Annotated in this window: 9 protein-coding genes; 5 read left to right on the forward strand and 4 right to left on the reverse strand. The window is 37.1% G+C overall.

What is annotated here, in order from left to right:
* Positions 1-26 precede the first annotated feature (26 nt).
* Genes H6W53_RS20300 through H6W53_RS20310 form a run of 3 tightly spaced genes read right to left on the reverse strand, consistent with a single transcriptional unit; the run spans position 27 to position 2507 of the window.
* Positions 27-596 (reverse strand): hypothetical protein, encoded by a 570-nt coding sequence (locus tag H6W53_RS20300; protein ID WP_185209322.1) that lies wholly within the window; start codon positions 594-596, stop codon positions 27-29.
* Positions 596-1177, reverse strand: a complete 582-nt coding sequence (locus tag H6W53_RS20305; RefSeq protein ID WP_185209324.1) for a DUF6705 family protein — start codon at positions 1175-1177, stop codon at positions 596-598. Before H6W53_RS20305 ends, H6W53_RS20300 begins: the two co-directional genes overlap by 1 nt.
* 13 nt (positions 1178-1190) lie before the next feature.
* Positions 1191-2507 carry a hypothetical protein gene (locus H6W53_RS20310; RefSeq protein ID WP_185209326.1) on the reverse strand — a complete coding sequence of 439 codons (1317 nt, stop codon included), beginning with the start codon at positions 2505-2507 and terminating at the stop codon, positions 1191-1193.
* A 175-nt stretch (positions 2508-2682) separates the two neighbouring features.
* Between H6W53_RS20310 and H6W53_RS20315 the strand changes: the two genes are divergently transcribed.
* Positions 2683-3075 (forward strand): helix-turn-helix domain-containing protein, encoded by a 393-nt coding sequence (locus tag H6W53_RS20315; protein WP_108411378.1) that lies wholly within the window; start codon positions 2683-2685, stop codon positions 3073-3075.
* A gap of 60 nt (positions 3076-3135) precedes the next feature.
* Here the strand turns inward: H6W53_RS20315 and H6W53_RS20320 are convergent, their stop codons facing one another.
* Positions 3136-3834, reverse strand: coding sequence for a DUF6759 domain-containing protein (locus H6W53_RS20320; RefSeq protein ID WP_185209328.1), 699 nt, complete (start codon positions 3832-3834; stop codon positions 3136-3138).
* 145 nt (positions 3835-3979) lie between these two features.
* Between H6W53_RS20320 and tsf the strand changes: the two genes are divergently transcribed.
* From tsf to H6W53_RS20340, 4 genes are all read left to right on the forward strand, one after another.
* A complete protein-coding gene (gene tsf / locus H6W53_RS20325; RefSeq protein WP_116100114.1) occupies positions 3980-4804 on the forward strand; it encodes a translation elongation factor Ts in 825 nt (274 codons plus the stop codon).
* Positions 4805-4997: 193 nt separating this feature from the next.
* Positions 4998-9836 carry a gliding motility-associated C-terminal domain-containing protein gene (locus tag H6W53_RS20330; protein ID WP_185209330.1) on the forward strand — a complete coding sequence of 1613 codons (4839 nt, stop codon included), beginning with the start codon at positions 4998-5000 and terminating at the stop codon, positions 9834-9836.
* A 195-nt stretch (positions 9837-10031) separates the two neighbouring features.
* A complete protein-coding gene (locus H6W53_RS20335; RefSeq protein ID WP_185209332.1) occupies positions 10032-13388 on the forward strand; it encodes a T9SS type B sorting domain-containing protein in 3357 nt (1118 codons plus the stop codon).
* A gap of 81 nt (positions 13389-13469) precedes the next feature.
* Positions 13470-15412: Ig-like domain-containing protein (locus H6W53_RS20340; RefSeq protein ID WP_228457844.1), on the forward strand; the 1943-nt coding region annotated here is incomplete at its 3' end.

The raw sequence follows: 15412 nt of genomic DNA on the forward strand, positions 1-15412 counted from the left end.
AAAAACCTCCTCTCGGAGGTTTAAAGCTATTGTTTTGTAAAAATCAAATCCTTTGTCTCAGGCAGATAAATTGTTTTATCTACACTTGGAGGACAGGTTGCACTGTCAATAACCCTATCATTGGGTTCATATTCCCATGAAATCTGAGTTGAATTAAGCTTCTTTAAATAAATGCTTCCCCATCCAATTCCGCAATTTGTACCTCCATAATATAGTGAAACAATATTTTGGCTAGGACGAGTACCCATACTATAAATAGAAAATCTTATTTGATTAGGTTGAAAATTCATATTTTGTGTATCTTGAAGAATATTCCCTGAAGAATTTTTGACAACATATTTTATTGATAAGATATCTTGATAAAAGCTTTTTAAAGATGAAGGGATAAGTTTTTGATTTTCTTTAGTTATAAATAGTGTTATTTCATTTCCCTGAAAATTAGATCGGTAAACTCCTATATAGGGAGCCAATTCATTATTTAGATCTTTAAGGTAAGCGCCTTGCGGAATGTCTTCTAATAAAGTATTTAGAGGAACTGTTTGCGATTTGCAAGAAAATACAACAAACACTCCCAAAGATAAAATCAAAGCCTTCATTACTGCTTCGTAAAGATTAAATCCTTTGTCTCAGGCAGATAAATTGTTTTATCTACACTTGGAGGGCAGGTTGCACTGTCAATAACCCTATCATTTGGTTCATATTCCCATGAAATCTGAGTTGAATTAAGCTTCTTTAAATAAATGCTTCCCCATCCAATTCCACAGTTAGTTCCTCTATAATTAAATATAATAATATTTTGAGTAGGTCTTGTTCCAGTACTAAGAATTGTATGATATTTTTGATTTGGATCATAGTTCATATTTTGAGTATTTTGTAAAACTATTCCCGAAGAATTTTTAACAATATATTTTACTACTAAAGCATCTCTATAAAAATTTTTACTCATTCTTGTTGTTGGTTTATTTTCTTCTTTAGTTATAAATAAAATTATTTCATTTCCTTCAAAATTAGCTTTATAACTTCCTATATAAGGAGTCAATTCATTATTTAAATCTTTAATATAGGCTCCTGAAGGAATATCTTCCATTAAAGTATTCAAAGGAAGTGTTTGTGCTTTGCAAGATATTGTATTTAGCATTAATAATATTGCAATTGTTTTTAAATATATTGTTTTCATATTTTTATTTGAATTAATTTTGTGGACAAGGATTTGCAGTAGTCGTACTATCATTGCTATCTAAAGTTACATTTTTTATTACATCATTTTCTACACGTTGTAAATTAACTTTATTTTCTAACCCCATATTCTTTAATGTATCAAAAAAGAGTTTTTCTAAACCTTGATTATTTAATGTTCCAGTTGAATTATTGACATATAATGTGTTACGTAGTAATTCATTTTTCCTATCTATATAGTCATTTTCTAATCCATCTTCATTCCAATTACCATATACATATTGTGACAAATCCTGCATATTCCCTGTATATTGTATCACATAATGATAAGAAGTACCGTCGTACCCTGTAGCTACCATTCCTGCATAAGCACCTCCAATATCTCCATTGGGTTGCGCAATGGCATATTGCAAAAGCCTTATAATATCTGAGGGAGACTGTATTTTTATTCCGTTCAGCGTATGGTTATGATAAGCACCTTGGTATCCTGCAGGTTCTCCCATGTTCACATAATGGGCTCCACCACTATATTTAACGGAAGGTACGCCATTTTTATCAAACTTATATCCTGTTTCGCCCTTATTAGGATCTGAAGCCGGTAAAGCAGACTGAGCTTTCATTTCATCAATCTTTGCTTTTACCTGAGGATTCTGCAGGATATTTTTCGTTTTCTCGCAGGGCGTTTTGGGATTCTGCGGATTCGGGTTTCCGCCTCCTCCCGGATAAGGATAAGTAGTATCACCAGGTCCCGACTCATTGCCGTCTCCATCGGTTTGCTCAGGAGGGCAGGTAATGATATAATTGGTCTCCCAATATCCTGCGTTGGATCCGTATTCGTCTGCAGGATACCACATAGATACGGCGGTTACTTTACATTCTGCAAGTCCTTTTCCTGTGGGATTACTATAAGGCTCCTGCTTTACAGGCTCTCTTTTTTCGGATAAAAGGTAATTCTGGAAAAATTTAATATGTTCACGATCATTATCGTATAAAAAACGAACATAGTTTCCTTTTCGGGGAACCTGTAGACATGTAATAACGGTTTTTCCATCCGCTACAGGAACAATAAGGAAACTTTCGTCCATCGTCCCCATCGTCATGGCATAATCCCAAAGAGGGGTTCCTGTAGTTTTTTTAATCGCTTCTTCATTTTCAAAATAGATGTCCATTACATTTTTAATGTACTTTTCATCTTCTTTAAAAACACTTTTAGAATGGTATTCTCTGGATGCAGGATCGGAAGAAGAATAAATCTCATCGTGCACACAGGAGTGCAGGAGAAAAAGAAATACTGCCATGAAAGACAGCCACGAAATCATTTTTTTCGTCATAGTTATTTGTTGTTTTTTTTAATGGGTTAAATATACTGTTTTTTTTAAATTACTCTACAAATATGTGAAAAATAATACATCCCCAAAAACCTATATTTGCATAAAATTACCCGATTATCGGGTAAAGCCTGTGATTTGAAATAATTTTCTATATTTGTTTTAAATATTTATACCGATGACAAATACCGTAGCTGAGAAAATAAAAAGATTAAGAAAATCCAAAGGGTTTTCTCAGGATGATATGGCAGATAAATTACACATTTCCCAGTCTGCCTATGCACGCATAGAAAGCGGGGAAAGCAATTCATGGGTACATCATATTGAAAAATTAAGTGAAATTTTTGAAATAAAACCTGAGAACTTTCTTACGGATGAAGCTAATAATCTTGAACAAGAAAATACAGATCAAAAAGGAGGAATGGCATTTCAATTTGTAGGCACTATTAATACTATAAATTCCTTATCAGAAAAGGTAATTGAACTCTACGAAGAACGTATAAAAGAATTAAAGGAGCAGGTAGAATTCTGGAAAGATCAGGCTGGAAACTCCAACAATTCTGTAAATTAAAATGAAAAACCGGTTAAGAAAATTTCTTAACCGGTTTTTTTAGCTCTTTTCTCTATTCAATTATTCACTCAGATTTAATTCAATCTCAATATCTTTATTAATCTTTTTCAGAGACGAATATTTAGCATCACAAACCATTGTGGTTAAAATATATTCCCCTTTTTCTACCAATAGAAAATTCTGTCCGTTTGCCGGAACATCCAGATTGTAATATTTTTTTCCGTTGATTTTTACAATCAGATTACATTTAGACCTGTTTTTAATATTGATATACGCTTCCTTATCCATCGGATCATTATTAAAAAGATGCGTCAACATTGCTGCTGTCTTTTTGTTCTGTTCGCTTGCTCCGGTAGATTTTTTAGCCGATCCGGAAACACTCGCGTAGTTTACCGTTCTTTCCGCTTTAGAAGCATTGGCTGCAATGGTTTTAGAATTATTCAGGCTGTTGTTATCCAAAACCATCTGTTTTATTTTATCTTCACTTAAGGGTTTAATGGTTGGCTTGGCTTCAGGAGAATTTCCTGCCGTAATGATGGCAATCAGTTTTCTTTTGAAATAATCTGTTTTGGCGTGTCCGGGATTTTGTTTCAGAAATCCGGCAATCACTCTTGCTTCCGCAGTAGTTTCCGCATCATTTTCTGTATAAATGATGGCGGTTTCCTTTTCCACGATGCCTTTGGATTTCGCTTTTTTCTTTTTTTGCGAAAATCCAAGAGTGAAAATGCATAAAAATATGAGGAGAAATATTTTTTTCATTAAGTAAGCATTTAAAAATTTATTAAATATACAAATAACGCAAAAAGTCATTTTTTAGTTTATCATTAAAATCATTATCTTTGCATCGCTTTAAAATTAAGCTAAAAATTAATACTAATCTTAAATAAAAAAAATAATAGATATTATGTCTTATACACCAGCTGCTGCAGACGTAGCAAAATTGAGAAACCAAACAGGTGCAGGTATGATGGACTGCAAAAAAGCTTTAGTTGAAGCTGAAGGAGATTTCGAAAAAGCGGTAGATATCCTTAGAAAAAAAGGACAGAAAGTTGCTGCTAACAGAGCTGACAGAGAGTCTACTGAAGGTGCAGTAATCGCTAGAGTAAACGAAGATAACACGTTAGGTGCTATTATCTCTTTAAATTGTGAGACTGACTTCGTAGGTAAAAACGAAGCTTTCATCGAACTAGCTTATGAATTGGCTGAAATGGCAATTTTTGCTGCTTCTAAAGAAGAATTATTGGCTACAGATTTCCACGGAATCACTGTTGCTGAAAAATTAATCGAGCAAACAGGTGTTATCGGTGAAAAAATCGAGATCGGTGCATTCGAAAGAATTACAGGTCCTTATTTAGGAGCTTACATCCACGCTGGAAACAAAATTGCTGCCATCACTTCTCTTTCTGCAAAAGTAGACGGAGCAGATGAAGTTGCAAAATCTGTTTCTATGCAGGCTGCTGCGATGAACCCAATCGCTCTAGACGAAACTTCTGTTTCTCAGGAAACCATCGATAAAGAATTGGAAATCGAAAGACACAAACTTGTAGAAGAAGGGAAACCTGCAAACATTATCGATAATATCCTTAAAGGTAAAATGCAGAGATTCTACAAAGACAATACTTTGGTACACCAGGATTTCATCAAAGACAGCTCTATGTCAGTTGCTGACTATGTGAAGTCTGTAAATGCAGATCTTAAAGTAACAGGATTTATCAGAATCAGCTTATAATCTTTTTAAGATTAAAAATATTGATCCCGGTGATTTTTTTCATCGGGATTTTTTGTGCTTAAAATAACAAAACCGTCTAAATATTAACCCATTATTAAATATTTAAAATTTACATCAAATGGAGTTATTTAGATAAAAATCATCATAAAAAATTGATTATTAATGCTTAGATTTGCAGCCCTTATTATTAGACATGAAAAAATTTCTACTAATCTTTTGTTCTTTTTTTTATTTTATTCTTAATGCCCAACTGGATACAGAACACTGGTTTGCTCCAATGTCCGCAAGCTCGCTTCAGGGTACTCCGGAATGCTACCTGTATTTATCCACCAATGAAACAACTCCGTTTTCGGTTCAGATTTACAACAACAATACAGTGTTTTCTACTGTTCAGGTGAGTAAAAACAATCCGGTACAGGTTACCATCCCGAGTAATTATATGATTGCCTCTACTCCATCCAATCTTTTTACACAGAGATCAATGGGATTACAGGTGAAAGGTTCTAAAAAATTCTTTGCCAACTTCAGATTTGCAGTTCCCAATCAGGCAGAAATCATCACTTCCAAAGGTTTGGCAGGAATCGGGAAAAACTTTTTCGTAGGAGTTGCCCCAAATACAACCGCAAAACCTTACGTTAATTCAACAATTGGATTTATTGCGACGGAAGACAATACAACCGTAACATTATCCGGTTACAATCCGAACGTTATTTTCTCTGACGGTACTTCATCACCCTCAAGAACTTTTACCATCAATAAAGGGAAATCATATATTATTGAAGCACAAAGTGATTTATCCTCAAGCAATTTAACAGGATTAGTAGGCGCAAAAATTACGGCGAATAAACCTATTTCGGTAACCAACGGTAACTTCAACAGTATCTACACCACACAAAACAACAGCAATGTGGATATTCTGATGGATCAGGCTGTTCCTGTGGAAAGATTAGGAAAAACCTTTGCTTTGGTAAAAGGAAACGGACCTGCCAATTCCGGAATGGAAGCTGCTTTGGTGATCGCTACTGAAAACAACACCAAACTTACAGTAAACGGAAACCTTTTAGGAAGCGTTACGCTGAATGCAGGACAATATTATATTGTTCAGGGAACCAGCTATATCAATCAGGGGAACGGACATTACAACATGAGTATTTCTGCCAATAATAATGTCTATGTTTACCAACTTCTTGCAGGAACTTCAGGAAGTACGGTATATGCAACCGGCGGAATGAATTTCATCCCTCCTTTAAGCTGTTTTTTACCAAAAGAAATTAACGAAATCGGCTTTATCAATAAAATAGGAAGCAATTCTTTTGATACCAAACTTAATATCATTACCCAGACAGGAGCCAATGTAACGTTTAACGGAAGTGCCATCGGCGCGATCAGCGGGCCTTATCCTGTAACGGGAAATCCGGGTTGGGTAACGTATTCTCTTCAGGGCGTTAACGGAAATGTCACGGTAAATTCCACTCTTCCTGTTACGGCAGGAATTGCTGCCGGAAACGGTGCAGTAGGTTACGGCGGGTATTTTGCAGGGTTTTCATCTGTTCCGGCGATTACAAAAACCGGCGACTGCTACGCAGGAATTCTTTTACAGGTTGATAACAATTACGATACTTACCAATGGTTTTTAAACGGAAATCCAATTTCGGGAGCCACTTCTTTTTCTATCAATCCGGAATTATACGGAGCCGGAGATTATACCTGTTTAATTACAAAAAACAACTGCGAAACCAGATTAACAGGAGTTTACAGCTATACTTTATGTCCTCCGATTTCCACTACAACTTACAATATCGGGTCTTGTAATACAAAAGTGATTACTCCGGCGTTTACGAATTCTACACAGACTATCGTTCCATCGCTTACCAGTATCATTTCACCGCCAACATCGGGAACTGCTACGGTAAATCCAGCAACAGGACAAATTACTTATACCCCCAATCCTTCTGCAACGAACACTACCGATAATTTCATTTATTATGTTCAGGGGAATGGAAATCCTTTTGATTTTGAATATTTTAAAATCATTATTAATACAAATGTTTTACAGGTAAACAACGGTTCTTTAGCATCCTGTGCAGGAACCAACGGAAACGGAATTTATAATTTAACCACAGCTAACGCTTCTTCTGATCCGGGAGTGACGGTAACCTATTTTACCAATTCAAATTTAACCGGACAGATTACCAATCCTGCAACGTATTCCGGACCGGCAGGAACTGTTTATGCCAATGTGACTTCACAGTACGGTTGTTCAAAAACCGCTCAGATTACATTAACTTTAAATGCTTTACCGAATGTTAATAATGTTTCTCTGGCTTCATGTACGGGAACAGGTGGAAACGGAATATTCAATTTAACTTCAGCCAACGTTTCTTCTGATCCGGGAGTTACGGTAACGTATTTTACGAATTCTAATCTGACAGGACAAATAACTAATCCTGCAACCTATTCAGGTCCTTCAGGAATTATTTATGTGAATGTAACTTCTGCAAACGGATGTTCGAAAACCGCTCAGATCACTTTAACGGTAAATTCTTTACCCAACACGAATAACGCGACTTTAACGTCTTGCGCCGGAACTAATGGAAACGGAACTTTTAATTTAACTTCAGCTAACGTTTCTTCTGATCCGGGAGTTACAGTAACTTATTTTACCAATTCTAATTTAACAGGACAGATTACAAACCCTGCGAATTATTCGGGAGCTTCCGGAATTATTTATGCCAATGTAACTTCTGCAGCAGGCTGTTCAAAAGCAGCTCAGATTATTTTAACGGTAAATCCTTTGCCTACTGTTACGAATGCTACTTTATCTTCGTGCGCAGGAGCCAACGGAAACGGAACTTATAATTTAACCACAGCCAATATTTCTTCTGATCCGGGAGTTACGGTAACCTATTTCACCAATTCTAATTTGACAGGACAGATTACAAACCCTACGAATTATTCAGGACCGGCTGGAATTATTTATGGAAATATTACTTCTGCGAATGGATGTTCCAGACAGGCACAGATTACATTAACTTTAAATGCTTCTCCGAATGTTAACAATGCTTCTCTGGCTTCATGTACGGGAACAGGTGGAAACGGAACGTTCAATTTAACTTCAGCCAACGTTTCTTCTGATCCGGGAATTACGGTAACGTATTTCACCAATTCTAATCTAACAGGACAAATTACCAATCCTGCAACCTATTCAGGTCCTTCAGGAATTATTTATGCGAATGTAACTTCTGCAAACGGTTGTTCGAAAACCGCTCAGATCACTTTAACGGTAAATTCTTTACCCAACACGAATAACGCGACTTTAACGTCTTGCGCAGGAACCAACGGAAACGGAACTTTCAATTTAACTTCAGTCAACGTTTCTTCTGATCCGGGAGTTACGATAACTTATTTTACTAATTCTAATTTAACAGGACAGATTACAAACCCTGGGAATTATTCGGGAACTTCTGGAATTATTTATGCAAATGTAACTTCTGCGACAGGTTGTTCAAAAGCAGCTCAGATTACTTTAACGGTAAATCCTTTGCCTAATGTTACGAATGCCACTTTATCTTCGTGCGCAGGAACCAACGGAAACGGAACTTATAACTTAACCACAGCTAACGTTTCTTCTGATCCGGGAGTGACGGTAACTTATTTTACCAATTCTAATTTAACCGGACAGATTACAAACCCTGCGAATTATTCAGGATCGGCGGGAATTATTTATGCAAACATTACTTCTGCGAATGGATGTTCCAGACAGGCACAGATTACTTTAACAACCACTCCATCGCCTAATATTAACACCGCAAATTATAATGCGAGCCTTTGTGATGATAATTTTGACGGAATCGTTAACGTGAATTTTTCAACCGTTACTCCTCAGATTGTTACTAACGCTGCGAATTTTATAGTAAGATATTATTTAAGTCAGGCAGATGCAAATGCCGGAAATGGCAACACTCTGCCTGTAAACTGGACGTATACAGCAAATACAACAGTTTATGTAAGAGCAGATACAGCGGGAGGAAGTTGTCCTCCGGCTTTCGGGCAGATTAATTTTAAAATCGGAAATAAGATCACGCTGCTTACCAACGTCGTGAATATGGATATTTGCGATAATGATCTTAACGGTTCTGAAAACACAAATCTTAATGACTATAAAAATTTATTTACCACTAATCCTGCCATTACTTTAACTTTCCATACTTCTTTGGCGGATGCTCAGAATGGCACCAATACAATTCCTGCAAACCAGACGATTACTTCTCCAAAAACTTTCTATGTAAGATTTGTAAGCGGAACTGACTGTCCGAATACAGGAGTTATTAATGTAACGCTTAAATCGCCTAAAAAATCCAGTCAGCTTACTGACAAAGTGGTTTGTTCCACAGAAAAAGTGGTATTGGATCCGGGTGCGGAATTCAGTTCTTATACATGGAGTACGGGAGCAACTACCCAGACAATTCTTGCCGGTGCGGGAACGTATTATGTAGATTTAGGTTTTAACGGATGTGTTTATCGTCAGTATGTAAATGTGACGACTTCGCAGGCTCCGACAATCACCAGCATCAACGTAACGGCTTCTAATGCGACGATAAATGTTACAGGCGGAACTCCTCCTTATCAATACTCATTAAACGGAATAGATTATCAGACTTCCAATACATTTATGGGGCTTTCAAGAGGAATTCATACCGTTTATGTACTTGGAAAAGATGGCTGTTCACCTGTGATTAAGGAGTTTTTAATTGTAAATATTATCAATGCAATTACCCCGAACGGAGACGGCATCAATGATGTTCTCAATTATTCTGATCTGAAAATAAAGCAAAACGTGTCTATTGAAATTTCTGACAGATATGGAGCTGCTGTTTATAAATCCACAGATAAAAGTTATACCTGGAACGGAAAATCAGGAGGGCGACCTCTTCCGACAGGAACTTACTGGTATATTTTAAAATGGATTGAACCCGATACAAAACTTCCGGTTTCTTACTCCGGATGGATTTTAATAAAAAACAGAGAATAACTTTTTACTTTACCAAAAAATATTGATCCTGATGATTTTAATTCATCAGGATTTTTTATTAACATCACAATATATTCTCAATTATTAAAAAAATATTAAATATTCAACAATATTCATAATTATAGAAATTACTAATTAAATTTTATGTAAAAAATTGACTTTTAATACTTACATTTGCATCCCTTATTGAGAAATATGAAAAAACTTTTACTAACCATTTGTACATTTCTTTGTTTATTATTAAATGCACAGCTTGATACTGATCATTGGTTTGCTCCAATGGCTTCAAAGTCTGGCACAGGGAATCTTCAGGGATATTTATATTTATCCACCAATGAAACCACCCCCTTCAGTGTGCAAATTTATAATAGCAATGCTCTTTATACCACAGTACAGGTGAGTAAAGGAAATCCTGCTCAGGTAAGTATTCCAAATAGTTTTTTAATCACTACTAATCCATCGGATTTATTTAGTCCGAATTCAATGGGAGTTTACCTGAAAGGAACAAAAAAATTCTTCGCCAATTATAGATTTTCTGTCCCAAGCCATGCTGAAATTATTACCTCTAAAGGTTTAGCAGGTCTTGGGAAGACATTTTATGTAGGAATGGCACCTATTACCGGTGCTGCAACTTATGTCAACTCTACTATAGGAGTTACTGCTACAGAAGACAATACTAATGTTGTGATATCAGGATATAATCCCAATGTTGTTTTCTCAGATGGCTCCTCAAGCCCCACAAAAACATTTACCTTAAATAAAGGAGAATCCTATATCGTAGATGCTTTAAGTACAGATTCGGCAGTGAATCTTGATGGGTTAATCGGGGCGAAAATACAATCTTCGAAACCGATTTCCGTTACCAACGGAAATTTTAACGGAATTTATACCAATTTAAATTTCACCAACAACGATATCCTTATGGATCAGGCAGCTCCTACAGACAGACTGGGAAAAGAATTTGTTGTGGTAAAAGGAAACGGAACCATACTTTCCGAAATGGAAACCGCATTGATTGTAGCCACAAAAAACAACACCCAGATTACAATTAATGGTATTGCTACAGGAATTACACTGAATGAGGGACAATATTACATGGTTCCAAGTAATAATTATATACAGCACGGAACCGGAGATAATTATAACATGAGCATTTCTGCCAATAACAACATCTATGTTTATCAGCTATTAGCAGGAGTTTCTTCTACAACCGGAGGCAATGAATATGCTACAGGTGGAATGAATTTCATCCCGCCTTTGAGTTGCTTTATGCCCAATAAAGTAGATGAAATAGGATTTATCAATCAAATCGGGAATCAGACATTTAATACCCGTCTTAATATTATCACTCAAACCGGAGCAACCGTAACTTTAAACGGGAATCCGATTGCTACAGCTAACGGACCTTATCCTGTGAACGGAAATCCTAACTGGGTTACCTATACTGTTCCTAATATTACAGGAACTGTTACCGTAAATTCTACCAAATCTGTAACCGCAGGAATTGCAGCAGGAAGCGGCGCAGTAGGTTATGGAGGCTATTTTGCAGGATTTTCTTCTGTACCCGTAATTTCAAAAACCGGAGATTGCTATCTCGGAATTTTACTGCAGGTAGACAATACGTACGATAGTTATCAATGGTATCTGAACGGAAATCCTATTCCGGGAGCTACATCATATTCCATCAATCCTGAATTATACGGCGCAGGAAACTACACCTGTATGGTTTCTAAAAATAACTGCGGTTATCTGCTTACAGACCCTTATTCATATACATTATGTCCTCCAATCACAACGACAACGTATAACATCGGATCATGCAATACAAAAGTAATTACACCTGCATTTACAAATTCTACACAAACCATTGTTCCGGCAAATACAAGCATTATTTTGGCTCCTACTTCCGGAACTGCAACCGTAAATTCTGCAACCGGACAGATCACTTATACTCCTAATGCAGGACTTACAGCAGATACAACAGATAGTTTCATTTATTATGTTGAAGGAAACGGAAGCCCTGCAAGTTTTGAATATTTTAAAATTATCATCAATACAGATGTTTTACAGACTACAAATACATCGTTAACTTCATGTGCAGATATCAGCGGAAACGGGACGTTTAACTTAACTACGGCTAATGTAACACCAGATTCGGGAACTACGGTACAGTATTTCACGAATGCAGCATTAACAGGAACTCCGATTGCAGTACCGACAACTTATTCGGGACCGGCCGGAACGATTTACGCAAACGTAACATCATCGTATGGATGTACAAAAGTAGAACAAATCAATTTAACCACTACTCCATCTCCAAACATCAATACGAGTAATTATAATGCAACGCTTTGTGATGATAATTTTGATGGCATCGTGAATGTAAATTTCTCAAGTATTACTCCTGTTATTGTAACCAATTCTGCCAATTTCAATGTAAGATATTATTTACTTCAGGCAGATGCCAATGCAGGTAATAATAATACACTTCCTGCAAACTGGACCTATACAGCCAACACAACTGTTTATGTGAGAGTAGACGCGCTTACCGGAAGCTGTCCTGCTGTCTTTGGTCAGATTAACTTTACCATAGGAAACAGAATTACCTTAATTACAGGAAATGCTGCAACAGATGTTTGTGATAGTGATATCAGCGGCTCTGAAGCGGTAAATTTGAATGATTATAAAAATCTTTTTACTGCGAATGCAGGAGTAAGTCTTACATTCTACTCTACGCTGGCTAATGCACAGGCGGGAACTAATGCGATTTCACCGAACCAGACTATTTCCGCTATAAGTACCTTCTACATCAGATTTACTTCCGCTACAGAATGTCCGAGTACAGGCGTTTTAACAATCAATTTAAAAACACCAAAAAAATCTACCCTACTTGTCGATAAAGTAGTATGTCTTAACGATACAACAACATTAGATGCAGGTGCAGGATTTACTTCCTATTCCTGGAGTACCGGAGCCACTACACAATCTATCATTGCGGGAGCGGGAAATTATTATGTAGATCTTGGATTTAACGGATGCGTTTACAGACAGTATGTGAAGATCACAACTGCTGAATCTCCTGTTATTTCTAAAATTGAAGTTTCCGGATATAATGCTACCATTACCGTTACCGGAGGAACTCCTCCATATCAATATTCATTAAACGGAATAGACTATCAGACATCTAATATTTTTACAGGTCTTTCCAGAGGAATGCATACTGTTTATGTTTTAAGTAAAGACGGATGCTCTCCGGTTATTAAAGAATTTTTAGTGTTAAATCTTATCAATGCGATTACTCCGAACGGCGACGGACTTAACGACGTACTGGATTATTCCGACTTAAGAATTAAACAAAATGTTTCAATCGAAGTCGTAGATCGTTACGGAGCTCCCGTATACAGATCATCTGATAAAAATTATACCTGGGACGGAAAAATTAACGGAAGACCCTTATCAACAGGCACATACTGGTATTTATTAAAATGGAATGAACCTGACACAAAATTACCGGTTTCATACTCCGGATGGTTATTAATTAAGAATCGTTAATAATTTTTAAACTTTCTTTTATTTTTCGTTAACATTTATTAAATATTATTTTAAATTTGTAGAAATCATAATTAATTGTATATGAGAAGATTTCTACTGTCTTTCGTATTAATATTTTGTACGATCAATACGCTTTTTGCACAAAGAGACACCGATCACTGGATTGCCCCGTTTTATACATCCGTTACAGGGTACAACAATGCTGTATATCTTTCTACGGATTCAACAACTCCGTTTGACGTAAGAATATACAACAACAATAACCTTATTCAGACGGTTTCGGTTGCAAAAGGAGCACCCGTTTCGTATGCTATTGCCGCTAATCTCATCAATGGGACAACTACCGCAGATGCCTTTACAGTAGGCACAAAAGGATTATACCTCAAAGGAGATAAACCGTTTTACTGTACTTTAAGATCCGCTCAGACGGCGCATGGAGAAATCATTACCTCTAAAGGTAAGGCAGGAATAGGAAAAAAATTCTATGTGGCAGCAACTCCCAGTACAGCAAGCAGTTCCGGTAATAATTTTACAGCAGGAATTCTGGCTACCGAAGACAATACATCGGTTACCGTATCATGGAACACCGCAGGTTTAGTTTTTATCGGAGGTACTCCCGGAGGAAATTCACAAACCTTTACTTTAAATAAAGGACAATCTTATATTTTAGCCGGAAATCATTTAACCTCTGCTAATTTAAATGGCTTCATCGGTGCTAAAGTAGTTTCAGATAAACCTGTAACCCTGACGAATGGAAATGCTAACGGAAACTTTGCAACAAATACTTCTGATGGCTCAGATTTAATTATGGATCAGTCGGTTCCGGTGGAAAGACTTGGGAATACATTTGCTATGGTAAAAACCAAAGCGACCAATCCAGCCCTGAATATGGAAGGTGGAATTGTTATTGCCACAGAAGACAATACCCAGATTTTTATTAACGGAGCCACAACACCTGTTGCCACAATTAATGAAGGCGAATGGTATAGAATTAACGAGACAAGCTACGTAGAACAAACTGCAGGAAGCGGACATTTTAATATGTTCATTTCAACTTCCAAAAATGTTTATTTATATCAGTTTATAGGAATTCAGGGATTCTCATACAATGGAGGATACAATTATATCCCACCATTGAACTGCTTCCTTCCGAGAAAAATTGACGAGATCGGAAAGATCAACGAAATGCCGGGTGTTTCCGGAGTTACTCTGAAATTAAACATCTTAACTGAAGCAGGTGCTGCCGTTACGTACAGCATCGACGGCGGAGCGGCAACCACTCCAACTGCTGCTCAGGGACCTTATCCTTTAACAGGAAACACCAACTGGGTAACCTATGCCATCGATAATCCTACAGGAAATGTAGTGGTAACTTCCACCAAAGCGGTAACAGCCGGAGTGAACGGTGGATACAGCACTGCAGGGTACGGAGGATATTTCGCGGGATTCTCTTCCATTCCGATTATTGCGAAAAAAACAGGCGAATGTGTCCCGGGGATTATTCTTGAGGTTGATGACAGCTATGAAACCTACCAGTGGTTCCTGAACGGAAACCCGATCACCGGGGCAACACAAAACGTTTATACGCCTACCGTAGCAGGAAACTATACCGTGAAAGTAACCATGGGAACCTGTCCGCCGGTTACCACTCCCATCTATAAAGTTTTTTCATGCGTAAGAAATACAACAGCAGCTCTTAATGCCTGTGCAACAAAAGTCATTACTCCCGCTTTCTCGTTCACCACAACACAGACTCCGGTGGCAAGTACGGTAACCATTCTTACTTATCCGACAAACGGTACAGCAACAGTAAACGGCGCAGGACAGATTACCTATATTCCGAATCCGGGATATTTAGGTCCTGATATTATTGTTTATCAGTTCTGCGGAAATGCTCCCGAATTTATAGACTGTGAAAAGGTAACTTTAAATCTGACGGTGGTTCCGTTTATTTTAACGGACACAACCATCAAAGCATGTCAGTACAACGGAAAAGGATTCTTTGATCTTACCGCAGCCAATGT

It is taken from the genome of Chryseobacterium sp. C3 (genome assembly GCF_014218905.1).
In the GTDB taxonomy this organism is placed as follows: Bacteria; Bacteroidota; Bacteroidia; order Flavobacteriales; family Weeksellaceae; genus Chryseobacterium; species Chryseobacterium mucoviscidosis.